Genomic DNA, 25,685 nt, shown 5'->3' on the forward strand with positions numbered 1-25,685 from the left:
TTTGATTCAAGAGGTTACTATAATCGTGAAGTTGCATCATAGTGGGATAAAACATTATTTATATTTAGTAGCTTTAGAGGTTAAGAAATAGTTGATTTCTAAAGTTTTTTATATATGACTTTTTTTGTTTAAGGAGGTTATTTATATGAAAAATATTTTTAAAGATGTGCTGTTAATAATCGTTGGTTCTTTTCTTATCGCTGCCTCCGTTCAATTTTTTGTTATACCGAACAGGCTCGGTGACGGAAGCACAATAGGTATGTCTCTCATTTTATATTATTTATTTGAGATTCCTACTAGTATTAGTACGTTTATCATTAATCTGATTTTTATTGCCATCGCATATAAATTTTTAATGAAAAGAACCATCGTTTATACCATATTAGGCGTAGCGATGAGCTCTTTATTTCTAGGAATTCTAAGCTTTGTTCCTTTTGGTATTGAAGATATGGTATTGGGCATTATCTTCGGTGCATTATTACTCGGGGCTGGTTTAGGCCTGATTTTCATTGCTGATGGCTCGACCGGTGGAACTACCCTCCTGGCTTATTTACTAAATTACACTAAGGGATACAGCTTCTCCAAGAGTCTTTTTTATATGGATAGTGTTATTATAGCAGCGTTTATATTTATTATTGGAGTTAATAATATGCTGTATAGCTTTATATTTGTTTATCTGTGTACAAAAATAGCGGATCAAGTAATTGGAGGTTTCCATAATAAGAAAGCCATGACAATTATGTCAGATAAATATGAAGAAATCTCTAACGTAATTACAAACGAATTTGGCAATGCCGCTACGATTTATTATGGATACGGATACTACGTAAATAAAGATAAAAGAATTATCTATACGGTTATTAAAAAGACGGAGCTATTAAAAATCAAAAAACGAGTGCAAACCATTGATCCAAGCTCCTTTGTTGTAATTCATGAGGTGAAAGAGGTAGTTGGTGGAAAACTAGGATTTGTAAGTAGTAACACTCGGACAAATTAAAATAGACAAGCTTTCGTCGAGAGCTTGTCTATTTTATCATTCGGATGAATGGAAGGTTATTTCTCTGTAAAAATGAGATACTCGATGTATACTTGATGTTTACTGTATATCCACCATTTCTGGTCACAGCAGTCTCTATAGAACCATGGATTACTTTTAGCATTTGTGTACTCCATTTTCTCCATTACTTTTTAGCTATCATGAAAACCCCCTCGATATTGATATTCTATCGAATTTACATATCTCGCTCCCTATTTTATTATCATTAAAACGATTGTTAATTATTCAAGAGAATGGAAGCTTTATGATAATCATAGATACTCCGATAAGTCTAAACCTTCTGATTGGAAATTTTCTACATTTAGTGACAGAAAGTTTCATGTATGAAAGGGGATACACGCAATAAATTTCAAGTTATGGTACAATGTTTCATAAGTATCTAATGTCATTGACACTAAGTTTCATAGTAATTATCATCAAACTATGTAAGGAGGAGCGATCAATTGAAAATCGCAACCATTCGCTTAAAGGAGTATTACGAGCAGGCGAGTACAACAGAGAAAGAAATTATTTCATATATACTTGCCAATCCAGAAGAAACATCGAAGTTGACCATTTATCAGCTTGCAGAGCGGACATTTTCCTCGCCAGCTTCTATCATCCGACTTTGCAAAAAGAATAGCTTTAATGGATACAAAGAGTTTTCTAAATCGCTTCTATTTGAACAAGCAGTAAGAAAAAACTATAAAAACAAAAGAATAACGGATGTAACCAAGGTGGACAGTGTGAAGGAAGTTGTTGATAAGGTAACCAACAAGAACATCTTATCATTAGAAGAAACAACCAGCTTGCTTGACTACGATGTCATTGATGCGTGCGTCAAATCCATTTACAGATGTGAGAAGCTGGTGTTATTTGGTATCGGTGCCTCGTTAATTGTTGCCAAAGATGCGCAGCTGAAATTTACTCGAATTAATAAAATGGTATATGTAGCGGAAGATTGGCACACGCAATTGTTAATGGCGAAAAATATGACTGCGCATGATATTGGTATTGTTATTTCATATTCTGGTGAGACAGAAGAAATGATTCAATGCGCCAAAACAGTACAAGAAAATCAAGCAGAACTTATTTCTATAACCAAGTATGGAAGCGCAACCATATCTGACATGGCAGATCATAAACTTTTTGTTGCTGCAAATGAATACGCCTTTCGAAGTGGCGCAATGTCCTCAAGAATATCTCAATTGAATCTGATCGATATTCTTTATACAACTTATGTAAATATGCATTATGAAAAATCAATTGAAATTCTAGAAAAAAACCAGATAAAAAAGGAGTCTCATTAAATGATTAACTTAGATAAGATGACAACTGAAAAACAAAATTTGAAGACAATGAACTTGGACCAAATGTCCGTTTTAGAAGCATTGAAGGTGATGAATAAGGAAGATCAGCAAGTAGCAAAAGCAATTGAAGCCCATCTTTCAGAAATTGAAAAGGCTGTAAAAGCAATTATTGAAGCTTTTGAGCAAGAAGGAAGATTGATTTATGTTGGAGCAGGTACAAGTGGGCGTCTGGGTGTACTTGATGCAGCGGAGTGTCCACCAACGTTTGGTACAGAGCCAAATCAAGTAATCGGTTTAATTGCCGGCGGCGAAAAGGCATTTACGAAGGCAGTTGAAGGTGCTGAGGACAGCAAATCAATGGGAGAGCAAGATTTAAAGGAGATTCAATTGCAACCGAAAGATGTTGTAGTCGGTCTTGCAGCTAGTGGGCGAACACCTTATGTGATTGGAGCTTTAGACTATGCTAATACAATAGGTGCAAAGACAGTGGCTATCGCTTGTAACCAAAACTCAGAAATTGGGGAGATTGCCAAAATCGCTGTTGAAGTAACTACAGGACCTGAGGTTTTAACTGGTTCTACTCGATTAAAAGCAGCTACTGCACAGAAATTAATTTTAAATATGCTCTCTACAATCTCTATGGTTGGGATTGGAAAGGTTTATCAAAATTTAATGGTGGATTTACAAACCACCAATCAGAAACTAGAAGTGAGGGCGTTGCGCATCATCATGGCTGCAACAGAAGTGAACCAAGATGTAGCCCAAGCAAAATTAGAAGAGGGGGAAGGAAATGTGAAGCTAGCTATTACCATGATTCTATTGAATTGTGATGTAGCCACTGCTAAACAGAAGCTTCAGGAGTCAAACGGGCATATTAGAAAAACACAACAATAAACAGATGGGAGAGGGGTTATTATGGCGAATGAAAAAGAGAAATTCATAGATGAAATTGTCGAGCTGATTGGTGGAAAGAATAACATCCAATCAGCAACCAACTGTATGACTCGGATGCGTATTCGTATCAAGGATGAGAGTAGTGTGGATGTAAAAGGATTAAAGGAGTTAAATGATGTGATGGGGGTTGTACAAGCTGAAACACTTCAAATCATCGTTGGTCCAGGGAAAGCAAAAAAGCTAACAGATTTGCTGTTGGAAAGGTACAATGTATCCTCTGAAGATAGTCAGACTGAAATGACAGGAAATCAAACAGTTACGGAGGATTGGCAGGAAAATAAAGCTTCTATCAAACAGAAGCAGAAGAAAGGTAAATTAAAGTCCGCACTTGAAACAATTGGTGGTATCTTTATTCCAATGATTCCTGCCATCATTGCAGCCGGTATTTTCAATGGATTCAGCAGCTTGATCGGAACGCTGCAAGGGGAAGGAACGCTGACAGGCGATTTTTGGGAAGCAACACGATTACTGTTTTCTCTAATCGGAACAGGGTTTCTAGGATATTTCTCTATTTTTACAGGTATTAATGCGGCAAAACGATTTGGAGCCACTGAAGCGCTTGGTGGTATGATTGGAGCCATTTCTATTGCTTCACCACTAGTTGAACTTTCGCAGCTTTTTGGGCTTTATGATGCGGATGAGCCGTTAAATTCCATCTTAACGACAGGAAAAGGTGGTATTATTGGTGTTATTTTTGGAGTGTTTATTTTAGCTAAGTTAGAAAAAATGATACGTAAACGAGTTCCAGACGTATTAGATTTAATCGTGACACCAGTAGCAACATTACTGATCACAGTAGCTCTCTTTGTATTTATTATTATGCCGATATCTGGAATATTCTCTGATTGGCTTGTTAGTGGGTTAAGTGTAATTATTGGTTCTGATAACACAATCGTTAGTATTATATCGGGTTATATTCTATCTGCTGTATTTTTACCAATGGTATTACTAGGTCTGCATCATGGTTTGATTCCGATTTACGCTATTCAACTAGATGTACTTGGAGGCGTTTCACTGTTCCCGGTACTAGCCATGGCAGGAGCTGGACAAGTTGGTGCGTCCATCGCCATTTATCTAATATGTAAAAAAGTAGGTAATCACCGCATGAAGCAAATTATAGCAGGTGCGCTGCCAGCCGGGATTCTTGGTATCGGTGAGCCTTTGATATATGGGGTTACCTTACCGCTAGGAAAGCCTTTTATTACTGCGGGCTTAGGCGCAGGTTTTGGTGGAGCATATGTTATGATGATGCAGGTCATGGCGAATGCTTGGGGACCATCTGGATTAGTAGCTGTTCCATTGATGCAAGCAGATAAAATGATTCATTATGTTATCGGTATTTTTATCGCGTATATTGGAGGCTTTATTATTACGCGCCTATTCATTAAAAAAGAAGATGTTGCAAATGCCTAAACCACTAGGGATCTCTGTATATGTGTCTACTTTTGAATTACAAATTCCGATGTTAGAAAAGCTAAAAGGAAAAAACAGTTCCATTTTTACTTCATTTCATATTTCAGAAGAGGTAAACGATAGTTATGTGACTAAGGCAAAGGACATGTGCAAATGGCTTCATCAACATGGTTTTCAAATCATTGCAGATGTATCACCGAAAACATTAGAAATTTTTGCTCAACACGATCTTATTCGTTTTGCAGAAGATATGCATGTTTCCGTACTGCGTCTAGATTATGGCTTTGATGAACAAGAAATAACGCGGACTGCCAAGCAAATTCCAATCGCTTTTAATGCATCCACCTTAAATTTAGATGCACCATTTGTTTTAGAAGGTCACAAGTTATATGCCATGCATAATTTCTATCCAAGACCAGAAACAGGATTAGACTGGAAGCTTTTCGAAACTATTAACCAAACAATTAAGCAAAATGGGTCTGCACAACTGGTGGCATTTATTCCAGGGGATGAAATATTACGTGGTCCGATTTATGAAGGTCTACCAACAATAGAGACCCATCGAGAGTTGCCACCTTATGTTGCTTATTTAGATTTAATCAAGAATCATTCTGTTTATCAAGTGTTTATTGGGGATGTAACCATTTCTTCCGAGCAGCTAAAGCTGATTGAAGACTATCGATCAAGCAAGATTATCTCACTTCCTGTAAGGTTTGAATCTGATTTTGACTACTTATACGATCACGTGTATACCATTCGGATTGACTCACCAAGCGGTTTAATGCGATTGCAAGAATCGCGAGGGTATGCATCTCAAGGGAAAACGATTAACGTACAACATTGTACGGAAAGAACAAGAGGAAAAGTCACAATAGATAATGAGGCGTATAAACGTTATTCAGGAGAGATACAAATCATGCGTCAACATTATCCAAAAGATGGAAGGGTTAATGTCATTGGCGAGATAATAGAAGGGTATGTTCCCCTTGTTGATTGTGTAAAAAATGGAGAAAAAATCCGATTCGTCAAAATTTAATCTGGAGAAAAGAAGATTCTCTATTCCTAGCCTGATTTTTATTACGGTGGTACAGCAGCCATTAAACAGAGAAGGGGGAACAAGTTGACACATTTTGCATTACAGTTTTATGATTTTAACGAATGGGCAAACAAACAAATTTTTAGTCGACTAAACGAACTTCCGGAAGATATTTATCATCAAGAAGTTCAAAGTGTGTTTTCATCGATATCGAAAGTACTGGCACATGTTTATCTTTCCGATCTTGGCTGGTTAGGAGTTTTTTCTGGTAGAAGTATGAACTATGCATTAAGGATAGCTGAACAATTAAAAGAAGAAACAGAGGAAACAGGGTTAGCGGACATGGAGAAGCTGTTTTTGGATTTATCTGATCGATACAAAACATTCCTTAGCCAAAAAGAAAATATAGATAAGCAGCTTGTGATTGAACATCCCTCTGGCGAGCTAATGAACACAAGCGTATCCGAATTAGTACCTCATGTGGTGAATCACGGAACTTATCATCGAGGTAATATTACAGCTATGTTAAGGCAAATGGGCTATGCTTCTGTACCCACAGATTATGGAGTTTATTTATATATACAAAACAGCAATCAAACGAAATAAAATATTAGAAAGTAACTTTATAATTGATGAGCAGCTCTTAAAGGGCACCTCTATTAAATACCCTTTAAGTAGTAATCCACTCTAATCCATTACAGGTTGGGGGATAGAGAGAATGGATATTGTTGGGAAAGGGGCTGCTCATTAATTCAATTCCCTTTCTGAAACAATAAAACACGTAAAATTGTTTTGTAGCAGCCTTCCATTTGGAATAAAGAAGATATGTATAACTAGCAGCATGTAGAAATAGTCCAATAGATGCTTTAGCTTCGATATCATTTTGTTATAGAATATGATTCAATAAAAATAAACACTGTTTTCATCTCCATTATTGTATGCTTACATATAATTTCGATGAATGCAGTGTCTTTTAATTGGTAGTTGGAAAGGATGAATGCAATGAAAAAGCTATATTATGGTGGAGAAATTATCACGATGGAAAAAGACAAGGAACCAGTAGAAGCTGTATTGGTGGAGGATGGTGTCATTCAAGACTTAGGATCGTTATCCAAATTGGAACCACTATTCCAAGATGACAACATCGAAAAACATAATCTAGAAGGAAATACACTATTACCTTCCTTCATTGATCCCCATAGCCATATTTCGATGGTTGGTCCTGTTGCAGCTTTGTGTGATTTAAGTGAATGTGATAATTTCAATGAGATTGTGGACCAATTGAAGGCGTATATAAAAGAGAAGCAATTAAAAGATTCCGATCCAGTGATCGGTTTTGGTTACGACCATAATGTATTACAAGAAGCGGAGCATCCAACCAAGGAAGTTCTTAATCAAGTGTCAATGGATAGAATAGTTATCGTTATGCATACATCTGGGCATATGGGCTGCGTCAATGACTTGGCCTTACAAATTGCTGGCATTGATGAAAATACCAAAGATCATGAAGGCGGCACAATTGGTAGAGTACAAGGAACACTAGAGCCTAATGGGTATTTAGAAGAGGCGAGTATGATGGCTATGCGAGAAAAGTTAATGGGTGACATGGGGACAAATTTTGCAGCCATGATGCAGCAAGGACAAGAGATGTATATCAAAAATGGGATTACGACATGCCAGGACGGGGCGACAAGTAAAGAAATCATGCAGCTTTTTCATACCTTAGCAGATGAGAATGCACTCATGATAGATGTCGTTGCCTATCCATTAGTAATGGAAACACCGACAGAATTGCTGGAACAATATAAAAGATACGCTAAAAAATACAGCAATCGTTTTAAACTAGGAGGGTATAAGCTTTTCTTAGACGGTTCTCCACAAGGAAAAACAGCTTGGTTAACTGAACCATATGAAGGGGAAACAGATTACAAAGGATACGCATGGTATCAGGATGAAGAAGTGCGGCAATTCGCTTTAACTGCAATAAATGATGATGTTCAACTACTGACACACTGTAATGGCGATGCCGCATCAGATCAATTACTACGAAGCTATGCGAATGCTTTGCAGGTCTCAACTAATCCGAATAAACATAAGCTGCGCCCAGTGATGATTCATTGTCAAACTGTACGTGATGATCAATTAGATGAAATGCTGAAATTGGATATGATTCCATCGATTTTCAATGTGCACACCTACTATTGGGGAGATGTACATCTTAAAAACTTAGGAGCAGAGCGAGGCAGCAGGATTAGTCCAGCAAAAACAGCTTTTGATAAAGGATTGGCTGTGAATTTTCACCAGGACTCTCCTGTAGTTAAACCTGACATGCTTCATGCCATATGGTGTGCTGTGAATCGTAAAACAAGAAGTGGAAGTACCATCGGTGAGCAGGAATGTGTTACTGTGTACGAAGCATTACAAGCTGTTACCATCAATGCGGCGTATCAATATTTTGAGGAGAATACTAAAGGAAGTATTGCCATTGGGAAATACGCCGATTTAGTAATATTAGACCAGAACCCACTTACCGCGAATAAAGAGGAGATTAATAAGATTAACGTACTAGAGACCATTAAAGAAGGAAGTACGATTTACCAAAAGAATGAGACATGAACATCATGCTTGGACTCTCAATGAGAAGGTATTCGTTTAAAAGAAAGGCTTCTTGATTTACCCTTGTAGCTTGATTTATCAAAGTAAAAAGAATATAAAGCCTAATTTCTCCATGCGAGAAATTAGGCTTAATTTGTAATAGCTTTTTCATAAAGATGTATCCATGTTTTGATATTATTTAGAAACATGGAGAGGTAATCATCCTGGTTCTTATTGGTTTTGTTCCTCTTCTAATTCGTTTCCTTGATCCTGCTGTTGTTCCGTAGGCTCTTCGCTCGGATCTGGTTCCTGCTCATCATTTGTTGTCCCACATCCAAACAACAAACCAGTAGAAAGAAGTGCTGTGAAAATGGCAACTGGTAATTTCTTTTCCTTCATACTAATCACCTCATTTAGAATTTTTAATTGCTCCCTTATTTTTACCCAGATTAATTGTACCTATTCTTGTTAGATAAAAAGAAGATCAATTGATGAAGGGTTTTTTTGCAAAAGCTATTTAGCTGCTCTCTTGTAAATACTTCTTAGATAAGTTGGGATACTATTTCATGAATACAGTTATAAAAGACTTTTAAAGATATCGGAGTTTACTAAAAAATGACATTATTGCACTTAACTATCGAACTTATCGTCGGTTTTTTTGTTTTATTTATCATCGTTAAATTTGTAGGGAAAAAGATCATTGATCAAATATCTCCTTTTACTTTTATCGCGGCTATTGTATTAGGAGAATTACTTGGAAATGCATTATACGATAATAAAATAGGTGTTTTTTATATCGTGTATTCTTTGATCATCTGGGGAGGTTTACTTTTCTTGGTGGAGTATCTAAGCCAAAAACTCCTATCCTTCAGGGGTATGGTAGAAGGGAAACCCTCTGCACTAATTAAAAATGGCGTTGTAGATCGAGAAGCATTAAGGAAAAACAGGATGAACTTAAATCAGCTGCAAAGTCTTCTCCGACAAAGCGAAACCTTTTCAATACGTGAGGTTGCTTATTGCTATTTAGAAGCAAACGGATCAATTAGTATTTTAAAAAAATCAAAGTATCAAAAAACGGCTCAGGAAGATTTCAATATGCCTTCAAAAGTAGTCTCCGTCCCTGTCACCATAATAAGGGACGGTAATGTTTTATGGGATGAAATAAATGATCTGGGCTATGATGAATCGTGGTTAATATCACAGTTGAATTCCCAGAATATTACTGACTATAAAGATGTTTTTATTGCCGAATGGCTCCATAAAGACGGTCTTTTTGTACAGCCATTCAAGAATTAAACGTTAGTTACATTCATTGCAGAGAGAGTGAATGATAATCACAACTCCGTAATATAGTATGTTATATTCATATTGATAAAGTCATGGAAGGAGCATAATACATGTGTTGCTCATGCTGTCCAGTAACTGATAAACCCCTTATCTAAAAATGAAATTTAATTAGATAAGGAGATGAAAACATGTTAATTCAAAATAAAATGATTCAACGTGTGAGAGAGAAATGTATTCAAGATGATTCCGTTTCAGCTGGTATGATGTATGGATCTTTTACAAAAGGTGAAGGAGACCAGTATTCTGATGTTGAGTTTTATATATTCATTGAAAATGATAAGATGGATGATTTCAGCCCAAGACAATGGATTTCTGAAGTCTATCCATTTGACTTGATCTTCTATAATGAGTATGGAACGGAGGTAGTGATTTTTACAAATATGATTCGTGGAGAATTTCACTTTCTACCTGAATCAGAAATAGGAATCATAAAAAGTTTTAAACCGACGGGTGTTTTTCCAAATACGGATGCTATGTATATTTACGATTCGACAAAAAAATTAAAGGTTTTACTCGACGCTTTAGGTGGGGATGGCCCAAAGCGAATGACAGATGAGAATGTAAACTTCGCCTATAATAATTTTGTGAATGCTTGGTTGATGGGGGTAAACATTATGAAACGGGGGGAGCTAGCACGCTCTCTAGAGGTTCTCACCCATGTACAAAAATTTATCTTACGGCTAATAAGGGTCAAAGAACAAACGGTGGAGCGTTGGTTCAATAGTACGAAAAATTTAGAAGAAGATATAAGCATTGAATCGTACAATGACTATGTTTCGATTACGTCAGCATTAAAAGAAAATGAGTTAACAGATGCGTATAAAAATGCCTTGATGTTAGCCGAAAAATTATATGATGTATTGGCTGTTCACTATAAGCTAGAAGTAAATAAAGATGTGATTGGTAACCTATATAGTTATTATCTCGAGAAATAAAATCAATTACGTTAGCAAAGTTACAGGGCGCTATCCGGAGTATGGATATGCGCTCTATATTATTTCATGAAGATTTTGGTTTAAGAACTTAGATTATCTTGCCTTTTTACCATGCATGATTATACTTAGATCCATACAAAGTGCAATAAAAGGAGGAGTTGAACCATGAAGCAGCGTTTTAACTACATGAAAACGATTCAGAGGTTCTCAGATTAATGATTCAATTGGAGAAGTACAGGAATACAACGGGTTTGAGAATGAATTAATCGAATTAATAAAAATTCGGGCATCTCAAATAAATGGTACTGCGTTGACTTGGATATACACACAAAGGATGCCCGAGTACATGGGGAAACGGAACAAAGAATTTACTGTTTACCTGGTTGACGTGAATATCATTTCTATTCCGAGTCTGAAAAGGCAGCGCTTGAATTAACAGAAGCTGTTACAACGATATCAGTAAATGGTATACCAGACGATCTTTATGAAAAGAGGGAGCCTTCATTTTAATGAAAAGCAATATATTAATCTTGTTACTATTATCGTAACAATTAATGGTTGGAACCGGTCGGCTATTTCATCCCAACGCTTACCAGGAAATTACAAACCTTTAACGGTAAAGTAAATTTGGCAATATAAAATCCTTTATATTCAGAATTGATACGAGGAGGTTGTTCTTGCCGTTATATAGCTTGTTATGCGACGTTTACACAATAATTAACGACTTTGTAGATTTTTTGATTGAATCATAAAGTATCTTATGCTAATATTTAGACGCTGAATATTTAGACGTCTAAATATAGATGTGAGTAGTTCATTAATATTTTCCGCTTACTAAATGACTAAGAAAGGAGAATAATTTATGGGAAGAGTACAAAATAAAGTTGCATTAGTAACAGGTGGAGCATCTGGAATTGCTTTATCAACAGCTCATCTTCTGGCAAATGAAGGGGCAAAAGTTGTCATAGGTGATTTTAATATCGAGGGAGCAGAGAAAGTAGCAAAGTCCATCGTAAGTCGAGGTGGGGTAGCTACAGCAAAATTCCTCGACGCTTCAAATGCTGAGTCCATTAAAGAAGCGGTTGATTATACAGTAGAGACGTTTGGAAAACTTAATGTACTATTCAATAATGTTGGAGTAACGAATATTAACAAAGATTTAGACGTAGTAAACATCGATCTAGGTGAATGGGATCGGATTATGAATGTTAATGCGAAGAGTGTTCTTCTTGGCAGCAGATATGCAATCCCGCACATGGTTGAAGCTGGTGGTGGTTCAATCATCAATACGGCATCTATGGGGGGAGTTGCATCCGATGCTATTCGTACAGCTTATGGAGCTTCCAAGGCTGCTGTTGTAAATTTAACAAAGTATATTGCTACTCAATATGGAAAAGACTATATTCGCTGCAATGCAGTTGCACCAGGATTAATTTTAACGCCTGCAGCTGAAAGTAATATGTCGGAAGCTGTATTGGATATCTTTAAAAAGTATAATGCACTCCCATACAATGGGGAACCAGATGATATTGGATATACCGTATTATTCCTTGCTTCAGATGAGTCAAAATATATTACAGGTCAAACCATCGAAGTGGAAGGTGGTCACTATATTGCTAATCCAACTATTGCGGACTCCAATGCCTTTATAAATAGCCAAGATAAATAATGTTTAACGGTAGCAATATAAAGCATACCCCCATACATGAATGGCGTAATTTAAAAATATATAAGGGGAATATTAACAAATGAGTCAAATTAAAAGCAAAATTCATTTTGCATGGTTCGTATTAGTGGGACTATGTATTATCGTTGGTTTGGGGAAGGCAGGTTTAAATAATACTGCTGGACTATTCATCACACCAGTATCTAAAGACCTAGACATAGGTGTAGGGAATTTAACATTATATTTAAGTATCTCATCAATTGTAACGATGGTATTTTTGCCAATTGGTGGAAGGATTCTGGCAAAGTATGATGTACGAACGGTATTAATCGTTGCGATTCTTTTACAAGCAGGGGCTTTCTCCATGTTTGGATTAATGAACTCTGTTTGGGGATGGTATATCTTCTCAATCCCACTAGCGATCGGAGGAGTATTCATTACAGTTATTGCAGGACCAGTTGTAATCAATACTTGGTTCAAAAAGCGTAATGGGATTGCGCTTGGTATCTTGTCAGCATTTGGTGGAGTACTAGGGGTATTCACACAACCGATAGTTGGAAATTTAATTACTAATCTGGGTTGGAGAACATCTTATTATGCAATAGGTATTGCTGTTATTATTATTGTTATACCAACCGTTTTATTTCTTATTAGAAATAGCCCTAAGGATAAAGGATTAGTTCAATACGGGGCTGAAAGTGTAGCCGAGGGAGAAGAATCAAATGGGGCATCTACTAATTCGGGTATCACATTCAAAGATGCCAAAAAGTCATTAGCATTTTTGCTTTTGGCACTATTTTTCTTTATCATTACTGCGGTTTCAAGTTTTACTATCCATATACCAACTTATTTAGCAAATCAAGGATATGATGTGAAATTTACTGGGAATGCAATGGCAGCAACAGCACTAGGGGTTTTTATTGGTTCATTACTCTTTGGGTACTTAACGGATCGTATTGGAGTTAAAATCACTTCTTTATTGGCAATGTTGATTGGTTTATTATCAATAACCATGTTACTTTTGTTTGTAGATGTAGTTACATTGATTATTGTTGCACTAGTGTTATTTGGGTGTATGACATCTTCCATTGGGACGATAGCACCTGCTTTGACGACAGCAATGTTTGGAAGTCGTGATTATAGTCAAATTTACTCTACGGTTTCTTTAGGATTAGCAGTCGCTTCAGTTATTGCCCTCCCTGCATATGGATATATATTTGATTTTTCAGGAAGCTATGTACCAGCCTTTTATATAATTATTGGGATGTTTGTACTCAATATTCTATTTGTTATTTTAGCATTTCATAATAAAGAGAAAATGGTCCAAGAGGGATTATGGAGGTAATCTCCAATATAACCCTTTCTATTCCAAATAAGTGAAGGATGATTTTAATGAGATTAAAAGGAAAAGTAGGAATTGTAACAGGAAGTGGTTCTGGTATTGGTCGTGGGATTGCACTTGCGATGGCGAAAGAAGGCGCCAATATTGCAATTGTTGATATAAATGAAGAAAAAGCTAAATCTACTTTACAAGAGATTAACCAATACACAGAGGGCATGCTATTTATTAAGGATATTTCCAAAAAGGAATATATTGAGGAAATTATTTCTGAAGTGGTAGGTAAGTTTGGTAAGCTTGATATTCTTGTGAATAATGCCCATGCTTCCAAACAAGCACTTTTTAAGGAAACAACGATGGAATTGTTTGATTTGTCCTTTAACACAGGGTTTTATCCAACATTCTATTTCATGAAAGCTGCTTATCCAGAACTCAAGAAGTCTAAAGGGAAGGTTATTAACTTTGCTTCAGGAGCTGGTATTTCAGGTCAGCCTACACAAGCGTCATATGCTGCAGCAAAAGAAGCGATTCGTGGAATTACACGTGTTGCAGCTAATGAGTGGGGGCCAGAAGGTATTAACGTCAATATTATCGCACCTATTGCACTTACAGAGGGAGTAAAACAATGGAGGCAAAGCGCATCAGAATTATATGAGCAAATGATTAACAATATTCCATTGAGACGCTTGGGTGATCCTGAACAGGATATTGGCAGAACTGCTGTATTTTTAGCAAGCGACGATTCCGATTATATTACTGGACAAACCATCATGGTTGATGGTGGATCAATTAAAATATATTAAGGTGGTAGAGTGAAAATAGGAAGGTTAGATAAAAAGATAGCAATTGTAACTGGTGGAGCATCCGGGATTGGAGAGCAAATGGTTGACCTTTTCAGTAAGGAAGGGGCCACTGTAATTGCCGCTGATATAAATAAAGAAGCTTTAGAAAAAGTAAACCAAAAGGAAAATGTAATTGGAATGAAATTAAACGTCGCTTCGGATGAAGATTGGGCTGCCTTGGCCAAAGAGGTTTATCAATGTTTTGGAAAGATTGATGTACTAGTTAATAATGCCGGTATTTCTTCTGAAAAACCATATGCTGACATTAATCTAGACGATTGGCAAAAAATGCTTTCTATTAATGGTTTTGGTTCTTTTGCAGGTATTAAGCACGTTGCATCTTATATGGCAAAGGAGAAGAAAGGTTCCATCGTAAATATTTCTTCTTATACAGCTCAGATTGGACAAGGGTTTAATCATTACTCTGCATCTAAAGGTGCTGTTCGTGCACTTTCAAAAGCTGCTGCTACGACATTTGGTAAAAGTGGCGTCCGTGTTAACGCTCTCTTCCCCGGTATTATTGAAACACCAATGACAAAAGGATTAAGCACATCAAAAGAGTTAGTCGGACAATTAATCCAAGCAACGCCTTTACAACGTTTAGGACAGCCAGAGGATATAGCAAATGCGGCATTGTTCTTAGCATCAGATGATTCCTCATATATTACAGGTGCAGAATTAGTTATTGATGGTGGGTTTTCTGCCCAATAATATGCTAAACTAAAAGTGTCATTTTTAATAAAGGGGACTCTACTTCTTAGAAAGAAGGATTTAATTACATGGAAGAACAAACAATTTTTGACATTATTCATTCGATGGATAAGGTAACAAATAAGTTAATTATTCAATGGAATAAACTATTTGAAGAAGATCTGGGTGTTTCACATATCCTCATACTTGGCCATTTGAAGGCAAAGGGGAGAAGCCGTCCATCGGATATTGCAAAAGCTTTAGGATTGACTCCACCCTCTTTAACGCATTTATCAGAAAAACTAGTACAAAGGGAATTAATTATTCGAATTATTGATGAATCTGATCGGCGCATTATCTACTTAGACATTACGGACAAAGGTACTGAGATACTTAAAAGAGCCGATCAAGAAGGACAAATACTCCGTAAAAATTTGTTTGAAAAGTTAACAGACGAAGAGAGGCTTAGGTTGTTAGAAATTTATAAAAAGTTGAGCGATCTTTAATTCATGTTTTTGTATAATTAGGAGTGTGCTATTAACTATGTAAGTAAGAATGTGTACGGTTCTACTCACTTGATAGAATACAAAACTAAAAAGTACTGCGATTTATGGAAAAATGATATGCCCCCCATAAGGTAGACAGGCTAGAAATTAAAAAACTGTTTTGCCTTATGGGGGGATTTTTTGTCAAATTGCTTACAACAATGAAGATATACAAAGAGGGAATTTTGTTCAAACTATCAACTTATAATACAACTATTCGTAGATGAATTGAAACATTAAAAAAAGCTTGGTCTAGCTCCTCTTCATTTTTAATAGTTACAATTTCAACTCCCTATTAGAATTTCAATACAGAATTCTTCTAGTTTTTAATCATTGCAATTATGGTTGACATGTAGCCTCTTTGAAATGGATTATCGTGATAGCGAAACGGTAAGCATTTATTTCCCAAGCCATAAGTCTATCCATGACGCTCCTTTATCCTTATAATAGGAACCTAACAATCAAAGTGATTCTAACGAGAAATAAATTGTGAACGATATTTTGCAGGGGACATTCCCTTATATTTCGAAAATTGTCTTGAAAAGTGGTGTGGATTGGTAAAACCAACAAGATAGGCAATTTCTTCAATCGTATTGCTTCCTTTTCGTAATAACTCTGTTGATTTATTCAGTCGTGTCTGTATGATATACGTTTTTGGACTTAAATTCAGGTGCCTTTTAAATAACCTGAATAAGTATGATCGTTGCAATTGAACAACTTTCGCAACTCTTTCCACTGTTAGATCTGAACTGGAATAATTTTTTTCAATATATTTTAATGCACACTGTACATATCTTTCTGAATTTGACATACCTTGACGTAAATCTTCTTGATGCTTGTCAATTAATAATTCTAATATGTGATACGACTCACCAAGTGCAGCTAAGTGTTTATTATTAATAGAATAATAATAAACATTAGCAAAAAGGCTATCCATCTTATCTTTATCATCGTATCTGTATGTGAAGTTTTCCGTCCCTGCTTTTGTAGATGTCAAAAGCCCGCACTTTTGAAAAAACTCCTTACATAACCCCCCTTTAAATCCTATCCATCTGTAGCTCCATGGGTTACCCACTAAAGGATAGTAATTATTCTTTGTATTTGGGGGGATTAAAAAACCTTCTCCGTTTTTAAGGTGATGTATCTCATCATTGATAAAAAAAAGACCTTCACCTTTTAATATATAGTGAATCAAGTAGTAATCGATAGGCTCATATTGGTAAGGATCTCTAGGTTGTACATCCTCATATCCACATTCGAAAATATCGAATTCATCGCTCAGTTTGGTATCTTTTAAATATGTACCTATTGAATCAAACATATAAAAACCCCCATTTGCAACATAATGCTAATCATTAGCAACTTTTAGCTATTTCTGAAATTAATTTATATATATATACTGAAAGCGTAACCACTGATGGTTACGTTTTCTAATGGTATCAGTAAACGGTTGGCAGCGCAACAACAACCTTTATTTTTAAGGAGGGAATAAACATGAAACAAGACCGAAGAAGAATTACTTCCATTTCATTTTTGTTGATGACTTTTACAGCTGTGTTTGCATTTAATAACATCATAAATGCAACCGCTAGTATAGGAATGGCTGCTGTACCTACCTTTCTTTTCGCAACAATATTCTACTTTCTACCTTTTGCTTTAATGATTGGAGAATTTTCCTCTGCAAATGAAGATTCAGAATCAGGTGTATATAGCTGGATAAGAACAGCACTTGGAGAGAAATGGGCGTTCTTGGGTTCTTGGTCATACTTTTTTGTAAACTTATTTTATTTTGTTGCACTATTACCTCAAACACTTATCTATGCTTCGTTTACATTCACGGGTCATAATGTCTTTGAAGGTATTCACGCAACACTTACCATTTCAATACTATCCATTTTGGTTTTTTGGCTGGCTACATTTGTTTCTATCAAAGGGATATCCTGGATCACTAAAATCACAGATGTATCCGGTTTCGCCAGAATATTAATGGGTATAGGCTTTATCGTTCTGACACTAGCAGTAATCTTTTGGATAGGTGTTCCTTCTGCACAGGAATTCAGTACTGAAACAGTAATGCCAACTACGAATTGGACCTATTTTATGACATTGGCCTGGATTCTACAAGCTGTTGGCGGCGCAGAGGCAGTTGGTGTCTATGTAAAAGATATTAAAGGAGGTAATAAATCCTTTGTAAAAACACTTGCCATTTCTGCCATATCCATCGGTGTGATATATGCACTGGGCGCAGTATCAGTTGGCTTAATTATGCCGGCTGGACAACTTCAGGACAATTATTCTACCGCATTATTTGACGCTTTTACTATATTGGGAAGTCACTTCGGCGTTGGAAATGGTATAACAACAAGATTTGTAGGGTTAATTATGCTGCTTAGTGCATTAGGTTCTCTTATTATCTGGATGGCTGCACCTGTTAAAATTTTATTCTCTGAAATTCCAAAGGGTATTTTTGGAAAATGGATTTCCAAAACGAACGAAGAAGGTAATCCGACAAATGCCTTAATAATCCAAGGAATCGTTGTAACCGGTTTAATGATTATACCTGCAATCGGAATTGGGGCAATTGATACATTATTAGCAACTTTAATTAATATGACAGCTGCAACTTCACTAATTCCTGTACTGTTTCTACTTATCTCGTATATCGTATTACGCGTTAAAAAGGATAATATATCACGCTCCTTTAGGATGGGGAGCAGAAACACAGGAATATTCATTGGAATACTATTATTGGCACTCTTTACATTTGCATTTCTAACGTCAACCTTCCCATCTCCGTGGGCTTTAATAGACTATTTCCAAACTGGAACATATGCTGAAGGATCAGTAAATCCCTTATTTAAGCTGCTTTATAACATACTTGGTATTATTGTTTTCATTGGAATTGCCCTTATTTTCTACAAAAAATATGAAACCAAGCAAAAAAATAATTAGGTGGTGTTTGAATTGGTTAATAAAAAACTATGGGAAGACAACCATACAGACAGTATTAACAGAATGGAGCCAAGGGCGCATTTTACCAGTTTCCCTTCAGAAATAGATGCGAAAACTGGTGAACTGGGACATACACATTTTTATCAAAAGTTGAATGGCAGGTGGTCGTTTTTATTTTTAGATGCACCGGAATACAGCCCGCAAGATTTTTATAAAACTAGTTATGATTATACTAGTTGGGATACGATTGAAGTTCCTGGGAATTGGCAAAGACAGGGATATGGAAACATGCATTACTCTGATCTATGGTATAATTTCCCGATCATACCACCGTATGTGCCTGTTGAAAACCCCACAGGTATTTATCGGACAACTTTTGATATAGATGAAATACAGACCGATTATCAATATATTTTAAGGTTCCAGGGTGTTGATTCTGCGTTTGAAGTCTATTTGAATGATACTTTTATAGGTTACAGCAAAGGTGCCAGAATACAGAGTGAATTTGATCTATCTGATCAATTGATTACTGGCAAAAACATGTTAACAGTAAGGGTTTTTCAATGGTCTGATGGAACATATCTCGAAGATCAGGACATGTGGTGGTTAAGCGGCATCTTTCGGGATGTGGAGCTTTTTGCTAGACCCGTTGTCGGTTTATATGATTTTACGGTAAAAACAGTTTTTGACGATGACTATCATCATGCCACCTTAATTGTTCATCCAACAGTTGAATATAAAGGGCAGAACATTCATTATCAATTAGAGGATAACGACGGAAATACTATTTTTCAAGAAGAACAGGACAGCCGTGAAAGTCTTGTAAAAAAAGTAAATAATCCCATCAAGTGGTCATCAGAAGATCCTTATTTATATACACTCGCAATGACTGTTTATAGCGGCAAGGAAATGGTGGAAACAATCCATCAGCAAGTAGGATTCAGACAAGTGGAAGTGAAAGGAAATACTTTTCTGGTAAATGGTGTTGCGATCAATCTGAAAGGCGTCAACCGGCATGATTATCACCCGTTAAAAGGTCGTGTAACAACAAAAGAAGATGTAGAAGCAGATATTACCTTAATGAAGAAGCATAACATTAATGCAGTACGGACTGCACATTATCCAAATGCCCCATGTCTATATGAGTTGTGTGATCAATACGGTTTATATGTCATCGATGAAGTCGATCTAGAATGCCATGGCTTCGAATTAACAGAGGATTATAAATGGCTTGCCGATAACCTGGATTGGGAAGAGGCTTTTGTTAACCGTTTAAAACGAACGCTTATGAGGGATAAAAACCACCCATCCATCATTATGTGGTCACTAGGAAATGAATCTGCTTTTGGGCATAACTTCCGGAAAATGGCGGAATATGCAAAAGCAACAGACCCGACAAGGTTAGTACATTATGAAGGTGACTTTGAGGCCGAGGTAACGGATGTGTACTCTACCATGTACACCTGGCTTGAGCACGACAGCAAACAGACAATGGACCAGATTGCTAGTAGCACAACCAAACCACATATATTGTGCGAGTATGGACATGCCATGGGAAACGGACCAGGGAATTTAAAAGAATATCAGGATATTTTTTACAAATATGACCATATGCAGGGCGGCTTTATTTGGGAATGGTTTGACCATGGTATTGAGTCCTATAGTGACGATGGAAGAACGTATTATAAGTATGGCGGGGACTTTGGTGATGAACCAAACAACGGAAACTTTTGTATAGATGGCTTATTAATGCCAGACCGGACTCCTTCCACTAGCTTGAAGGAATACAAAAAGGTTATTGAACCGGTTGAAACGAGAGCCTTTGACATTCGTGCCGGCATCTATGAATTAGTAAACCGGTTGGATTTTAATTCACTGGACGACTATCAATTGACCTGTCAATTTTATGAAGATGATAAGCTAGTTGCGGAAAAAGAACAGGTCATTCCAGATATACAGCCTGGAAATGCTGCCAATATCGTTATTTCTTATCCTAATGCGAAACAAACCAAACCAGAAATACGATATACGGTGCATTTCACCTATACACTGAAGCGCGCAACAAACTGGGCAAAAGCAGGCTTTGAAGTTACAAGAAGTGTTTTTGTGTATGATGAAGCTATACCTACCATTAATTATAAGGGGGCTGATTCCGGTAATATAACGTACGTCGAAGAGAATGGGCTAGTTACGGTTTCAGGAGAAAAATTCAAGGTAACGTTTGATAAAGTGCTTGGGCAAATATTGGATTCAACATATAATGGTCATCGAATAATCGAACAAGGGCCTGCTTTCAATCTTTGGCGAGCACCTATTGATAATGATATGTATATTTTGGAAGATTATCGAAATGACTATTTCCTGCATCTTGGTCATGACATGGTACGCGATGTGCAATATGAGCTAAAAAAGGACCATTTTGAGTGGCGGATGCGTTCACTTTACGGAACCACGAACAATTCATGGTACTATGATTTAACATACACGTATAAGGTCTTTGCGGATGGCAAAATACAGGTTGCGCTAGAAGGCATTGCTTCCGGTCGTAAAGACAATGCACCGCCAATGTTGCCAAGGATTGGTGTGCAAATGAGAGTAAACAGATCATTAGATAAGGCCTCATGGCGGGGGCTTGGACCACACGAAAATTATACGGATTCCTGTCAGTCAGCCTATCCAGGAGTTTTTCATAAACATATAGATGATTTGTTTGTCAACTATGTGAAACCACAGGCCAATGGCAACCATATGGACTGTGACTGGGTCTGCTTAGGTAATGATAGTATATCACTTCATTGTAAGGCAGATAAAAGGATTAACTTCAGCGCCTTACGTTATGAAGATGCCGATTTAGAGAAAGCAAAGCACACGGTTGATCTGCAGGAACGGGACTATATTATACTTCACATCGATCAACAACAAAATGGCCTTGGCAGTAACTCATGTGGACAAGACCAATTAGATAAATACCGCTGTAAATTTCGAGATTTCACGTTGGAATTTGAACTGTCGCTGAAATAACTAAAGAAGAAAGGGGGGAATCTCCTTTCTTCTTAAATGTTAGTCCGCGTTTAACTTGCCCTTACGGCAATGGTTTTAACAATCTATCTTTTCAGGTGACGCTTGAGTATAACAGACGTTTTGACGAGCATGCAGACATAGGAATAATAACCTTCAGTGGTATTATCTTGGCAGAGTTCGGATAGTGATACTGTTGAGCAATAAATGCAATGGCTACTCCATTAGCCTGCTGTACAACCCGATATATCGCTACCATAGCTGAAATGAGGAACCTAAACATAATATAAAAGGAGGATTTTTATGAAAAAAAGGGGATGGAAAAGAAGCTTCGTTGTTAGCCTATGTATCTTGGTAATGCCTTTTATTGTTTTAGGTTGTGAAAACGAAAAGAACAGTACAAGTAACGAGGCAAACGTTAGTTCAGAGGGGGATACGGGAACTAACTCTGATATAGCCCGTATAAACGTTGATCGATTTGCAAACATATTGGATTTATCAGCGAATCCTACAGAAGAAGCTCATGGGGTATATGAAACAAATAAGTTTAATCATTTTTCTGATCTTGGTGCTTGGCATGGTTACTATCAGCCTGCTAAAGATAATAAAAAATTATTAGGTGGTTTTGCTGGACCATTAATTGTTAGTGAAGAATACCCAGTTAACCTCTCTGATTCCATTAATCGTATTCAAATTACAAATAAAGAAACAAATGAACAGTATGATTTAAGTAAAAGTAAGGATATCGATTTGTCTTCCTATCCAGGTAGATTAGAACAAAAATATGAGTTAGGTGATCTCACATTAGACATTACATTGATTTTTGTTAGTAATCGTACTGCATTAATACGTACAAATATGGTGAACACTGACGAAGAATCTTTGGAATTAGATATTTCTTGGAGAGGTTCAGTATTCAATAGCGTTATTGATGGGAATAATACACTTGATATCGGAACAAGTTTACAAAAAGATGGAAACGCAATACAAGTTAATTTTAGCAACGTTCGAGAACAGTGGAACTATTTCGCTACTGATGAAGTGAAGTATTATATTTCTCACGATAAAAAGATCAATACGGAAATAAACGGATTGGATTATATCTCTTCACTTGAGGATTCTGTAAGTTTAGATCCGGGTGAAACATTTGAAACCTATACAACGGAATCCTACACTTTTACAGAAGATGAGTTTTCTCAAGAGCAAGAAAAATCATCTGATTATATGGGTGAACCAGAGAGTCATTTTAAAGACAATAAGCAGAGATGGCAAGGATACCTAGATAAAACCTTTACTGGAGAAAAAGTAAGAGATTTTCCGCAATATCAGAATGCGGTAGTAAAATCAATTGAAACCTTAATGACTAACTGGCAAAGTCCTGCTGGAGCCATCAAGCATGATGGAATTGTTCCTTCGATGTCTTATAAATGGTTTATGGGTATGTGGAGTTGGGATTCTTGGAAAGCAGACGTTGCTTTAGCAGAATTTAATCCTGATTTAGCAAAGAACAATGTACGTGCTTTGTTCGATTACCAGATTAAGTCTGATGATAACGTTCGTCCACAAGATGAAGGCGTAATTATTGATGCTATATTCTATAACCAGAATAGTTCGCGTGGAGGAGAAGGTGGCAACTGGAATGAAAGAAATTCTAAACCACCATTGTCAGCTTGGGCGGTTTGGAATATTTATGAGGAAACGAATGATAAAGAATTTTTAGAAGAAATGTATCCTAAATTAATGGATTACCATAATTGGTGGTATACAAACCGTGATCACGACAATAATGGTGTTGCTGAATATGGAAGCATGGTAAGTGAGGCCAATTGGAAAACGGATGAAGACGGTAAAGTTATAAAGGATAAAAAAGGACAACCTGAACTTAATGATGAGGCCATAATTGAAGCTGCTGCTTGGGAAAGCGGCATGGACAATGCTACTCGTTTTGATAAAGAAGGTATCGGTGAAGATGATGTAGGTGTAAAAGTGTTTGAAAATAAAAGAGATGGAGAAGTAGTGGGTTATTCAATCAACCAAGAGTCTGTTGATTTGAACTCCTATCTGTATGCTGAAAAAGGCTTTTTGAAACTGATGGCAGCTGAACTTGATAGGAATGAAGACGAGAAAACATTAAGTAAAGATGCAAGCAAACTGAAGATGTATATACAGGAAAACATGTATGACAAAGAATCAGGATACTTTTACGATTTACAAATTAATGATGATGGACCTGAAACAAAATTATTAGTTAACAGAGGTAAGGGAACTGAAGGATGGCTTCCACTTTGGGCAAACTTAGCTACAGACGAGCAAGCAGAAACTGTAAAAGACAATATAATGGATAAAGATAAATTTAATACGTATATGCCTTTTCCAACCGCATCAAAGGATAACGAAAAATTCAGTCCAAGTGACTATTGGCGTGGTCCAGTTTGGTTAGATCAAGCGTTGTTTGGAATAGAAGCATTACAAAATTACGGTTTTGATATAGAAGCAATTGAAGAAACTAAAAAACTTTTTTACCATGCAGAAGGTTTAATGGGTAATGCTCCAATTCATGAAAATTATAATCCTCTAAATGGGAAAGGTATTAGTACGAAAAACTTCAGTTGGTCTGCAGCAACGTATTATTTATTGTATAAGAATAATATCTTGAGTAATAATCCAACTACTCAAGATGCTTTTAAGTAAAATTAGTACTGGTTGTTAGTGTTGTTGTATAAGCAATAAGTAAAAACGCTTAGAGAAACTGATACAAAACCAAATAAAAACTTCTTTCAATGGGATTGAAAAAGTCTGTAAGAAACTAAGTAATTCACTTACAATGGAGAGGCAAAAAATAAAATAATATTTAGCATACCAAATCACATAAGTTTTGGTATGCTATTTTTTGTTCTGTGCATGTGTTATGTCTAGGGAGTGGAGGTCTCTTACGGGCTTGGTAGTAAGCCCCGTTAGACAGAGAGAAGGGTTCCACTGTGAGGTGAAATCTGAAGGGAGTATGTGGCAAAGTAACTCTGCCCCTCACTGATATTGCCAAGGTAATACTATGAATTGTAAACCTTCTTTGAGCTAATACTTCTTTTATGTATTGGCTCCAGAAGTGTAATATTAGCTGATAAGAATACGTAGTGCTCTTGCTCACAGAGTTAATATTATACCCCAATTCAAATATGGTGATCACCATATTTGAAACTACTAAGGTTAACCATTATCATCTTTATTGTGGAGATGATCGTTAAGCTTTCTTAAATGAAGTTACGAATTGGCTAACTAATTATCAAATAGATATGAATGGTCATTACATCGTCCATGAAATGATAGAGATAAATATGACTGTCCAACGTGTGCGGAAGTAATAGGAAGAGAGTTAGCTAGTGCTTCTAGTTTAGGAGTTGCTGTTGATATTGTCATTGAAGGGTTAGGTTCAATTTCAGATAACCCATTATTTGTAGTAAACGTTAAAGATTGCCTCGTTTATTTAGCGGATAATCCAACTGACCCTTCTGAAATTTATGTTTTCTCGCTATGTTCTGTACTTGGATATACAGTACCGGGAACAGTAGGGTAAGTGGTATTACGATGTTTCTTTTATGATATGCAGTGGTGTTGCTACCCATTTAAGTTTGTATCATTGAAACGAACTTAAATGGGTAAGACATTAAAGGGCTACTTTGCAAGAACAGTTAGATTCTTTTTTCAGATGAGAATCAAATCTTATTAATAAAGTGGTTGTTGATTATGACAAGGTGGAAATCCATTTATATCCTGAATCATATAAAAATCGTATTGTTTCATAGCGAACTGATCTTGATACATGTACTCAATAACAAGGACCTTTCTGTCAGAAGTACCGCATAAAACTCCTGATGTGCCTTGCCCATTTGTTAAGGAAATTCCTACAGGTTGCCCTATTAAAAATCTGATTTTTTCTTGCCAAGGCATTGCCATCACTCCTTCTATATAAGTATATTACGTTAGAAATAATGGGTGCCTGTCTATCCCCT

At 36.5% G+C, this 25,685-nt stretch carries 20 protein-coding genes and 1 pseudogene; 18 read left to right on the forward strand and 3 right to left on the reverse strand.

Features of this window, described 5'->3' with window-relative positions; all coding sequences use genetic code 11:
- Positions 1 to 145 precede the first annotated feature (145 nt).
- The 7 genes from BN990_RS18865 to BN990_RS18895 all read left to right on the forward strand — a co-directional run bounded on the left by BN990_RS18865 (position 146) and on the right by BN990_RS18895 (position 8,365).
- Positions 146 to 997, forward strand: coding sequence for a YitT family protein (locus tag BN990_RS18865; RefSeq protein ID WP_021292489.1), 852 nt, complete (start codon positions 146 to 148; stop codon positions 995 to 997).
- Between the two features lie 503 nt (positions 998 to 1,500).
- A complete protein-coding gene (locus BN990_RS18870) occupies positions 1,501 to 2,346 on the forward strand; it encodes a MurR/RpiR family transcriptional regulator (protein WP_021292488.1) in 846 nt (281 codons plus the stop codon).
- Positions 2,347 to 3,240 (forward strand): N-acetylmuramic acid 6-phosphate etherase, encoded by an 894-nt coding sequence (gene murQ / locus BN990_RS18875; protein ID WP_038246329.1) that lies wholly within the window; start codon positions 2,347 to 2,349, stop codon positions 3,238 to 3,240.
- Between the two features lie 21 nt (positions 3,241 to 3,261).
- Positions 3,262 to 4,713 carry a PTS transporter subunit EIIC gene (locus tag BN990_RS18880; RefSeq protein ID WP_038246331.1) on the forward strand — a complete coding sequence of 484 codons (1,452 nt, stop codon included), beginning with the start codon at positions 3,262 to 3,264 and terminating at the stop codon, positions 4,711 to 4,713.
- Positions 4,706 to 5,749 (forward strand): MupG family TIM beta-alpha barrel fold protein, encoded by a 1,044-nt coding sequence (locus BN990_RS18885; RefSeq protein ID WP_038246334.1) that lies wholly within the window; start codon positions 4,706 to 4,708, stop codon positions 5,747 to 5,749. The genes BN990_RS18880 and BN990_RS18885 overlap by 8 nt, the downstream gene beginning before the upstream one ends.
- A gap of 84 nt (positions 5,750 to 5,833) precedes the next feature.
- Complete coding sequence (locus BN990_RS18890; RefSeq protein ID WP_021292484.1) at positions 5,834 to 6,355, forward strand: DinB family protein; 522 nt, start codon at positions 5,834 to 5,836, stop codon at positions 6,353 to 6,355.
- Positions 6,356 to 6,751: 396 nt separating this feature from the next.
- Entirely contained in the window at positions 6,752 to 8,365 is a 1,614-nt protein-coding gene (locus BN990_RS18895; protein WP_038246336.1) for an amidohydrolase, read from the forward strand.
- 210 nt (positions 8,366 to 8,575) lie between these two features.
- Here the strand turns inward: BN990_RS18895 and BN990_RS23010 are convergent, their stop codons facing one another.
- Positions 8,576 to 8,743 carry a hypothetical protein gene (locus BN990_RS23010; RefSeq protein WP_021292482.1) on the reverse strand — a complete coding sequence of 56 codons (168 nt, stop codon included), beginning with the start codon at positions 8,741 to 8,743 and terminating at the stop codon, positions 8,576 to 8,578.
- 216 nt (positions 8,744 to 8,959) lie between these two features.
- On the opposite strand from BN990_RS23010, the gene BN990_RS18900 reads away from it, so the two are divergent.
- From BN990_RS18900 to BN990_RS18930, 8 genes and pseudogenes are all read left to right on the forward strand, one after another.
- Positions 8,960 to 9,640 (forward strand): YetF domain-containing protein, encoded by a 681-nt coding sequence (locus tag BN990_RS18900; protein WP_038246338.1) that lies wholly within the window; start codon positions 8,960 to 8,962, stop codon positions 9,638 to 9,640.
- Between the two features lie 179 nt (positions 9,641 to 9,819).
- The gene (locus BN990_RS18905) at positions 9,820 to 10,626 is read left to right on the forward strand and encodes a hypothetical protein (protein WP_038246340.1); all 807 of its coding nucleotides are present in this window, start codon (positions 9,820 to 9,822) and stop codon (positions 10,624 to 10,626) included.
- Between the two features lie 165 nt (positions 10,627 to 10,791).
- A pseudogene (locus tag BN990_RS22135) lies at positions 10,792 to 11,251 on the forward strand (carboxymuconolactone decarboxylase family protein).
- Between the two features lie 237 nt (positions 11,252 to 11,488).
- Positions 11,489 to 12,295 (forward strand): SDR family NAD(P)-dependent oxidoreductase, encoded by an 807-nt coding sequence (locus BN990_RS18910; RefSeq protein WP_021292479.1) that lies wholly within the window; start codon positions 11,489 to 11,491, stop codon positions 12,293 to 12,295.
- A gap of 79 nt (positions 12,296 to 12,374) precedes the next feature.
- Positions 12,375 to 13,637, forward strand: a complete 1,263-nt coding sequence (locus tag BN990_RS18915; protein ID WP_021292478.1) for an MFS transporter — start codon at positions 12,375 to 12,377, stop codon at positions 13,635 to 13,637.
- 47 nt (positions 13,638 to 13,684) lie between these two features.
- On the forward strand, positions 13,685 to 14,434 hold the full coding sequence (locus tag BN990_RS18920) for an SDR family NAD(P)-dependent oxidoreductase (protein ID WP_021292477.1): 750 nt from the start codon (positions 13,685 to 13,687) through the stop codon (positions 14,432 to 14,434).
- Positions 14,435 to 14,449: 15 nt separating this feature from the next.
- Positions 14,450 to 15,184: an SDR family NAD(P)-dependent oxidoreductase gene (locus BN990_RS18925; RefSeq protein ID WP_031335841.1), complete on the forward strand. Its 735-nt coding sequence runs from the start codon at positions 14,450 to 14,452 to the stop codon at positions 15,182 to 15,184.
- A gap of 68 nt (positions 15,185 to 15,252) precedes the next feature.
- Positions 15,253 to 15,669 (forward strand): MarR family winged helix-turn-helix transcriptional regulator, encoded by a 417-nt coding sequence (locus BN990_RS18930; RefSeq protein ID WP_021292475.1) that lies wholly within the window; start codon positions 15,253 to 15,255, stop codon positions 15,667 to 15,669.
- Positions 15,670 to 16,180: 511 nt separating this feature from the next.
- On the opposite strand, the gene BN990_RS18935 is transcribed toward BN990_RS18930, so the two are convergent.
- On the reverse strand, positions 16,181 to 17,029 hold the full coding sequence (locus BN990_RS18935; RefSeq protein WP_021292474.1) for an AraC family transcriptional regulator: 849 nt from the start codon (positions 17,027 to 17,029) through the stop codon (positions 16,181 to 16,183).
- 173 nt (positions 17,030 to 17,202) lie between these two features.
- On the opposite strand from BN990_RS18935, the gene BN990_RS18940 reads away from it, so the two are divergent.
- From BN990_RS18940 to ygjK, 3 genes are all read left to right on the forward strand, one after another.
- On the forward strand, positions 17,203 to 18,660 hold the full coding sequence (locus BN990_RS18940; protein WP_021292473.1) for an amino acid permease: 1,458 nt from the start codon (positions 17,203 to 17,205) through the stop codon (positions 18,658 to 18,660).
- 12 nt (positions 18,661 to 18,672) lie between these two features.
- Positions 18,673 to 21,681 carry a beta-galactosidase subunit alpha gene (gene ebgA, locus BN990_RS18945; protein ID WP_074436709.1) on the forward strand — a complete coding sequence of 1,003 codons (3,009 nt, stop codon included), beginning with the start codon at positions 18,673 to 18,675 and terminating at the stop codon, positions 21,679 to 21,681.
- Between the two features lie 300 nt (positions 21,682 to 21,981).
- Positions 21,982 to 24,369, forward strand: a complete 2,388-nt coding sequence (ygjK, locus tag BN990_RS18950; protein ID WP_038246342.1) for an alpha-glucosidase — start codon at positions 21,982 to 21,984, stop codon at positions 24,367 to 24,369.
- Positions 24,370 to 25,398: 1,029 nt separating this feature from the next.
- On the opposite strand, the gene BN990_RS18955 is transcribed toward ygjK, so the two are convergent.
- Complete coding sequence (locus tag BN990_RS18955; protein WP_021292470.1) at positions 25,399 to 25,623, reverse strand: hypothetical protein; 225 nt, start codon at positions 25,621 to 25,623, stop codon at positions 25,399 to 25,401.
- Positions 25,624 to 25,685: the final 62 nt, after the last annotated feature.

The organism is Virgibacillus salexigens (assembly GCF_000723585.1).
Taxonomy (GTDB): domain Bacteria; phylum Bacillota; class Bacilli; order Bacillales; family Amphibacillaceae; genus Virgibacillus; species Virgibacillus salexigens.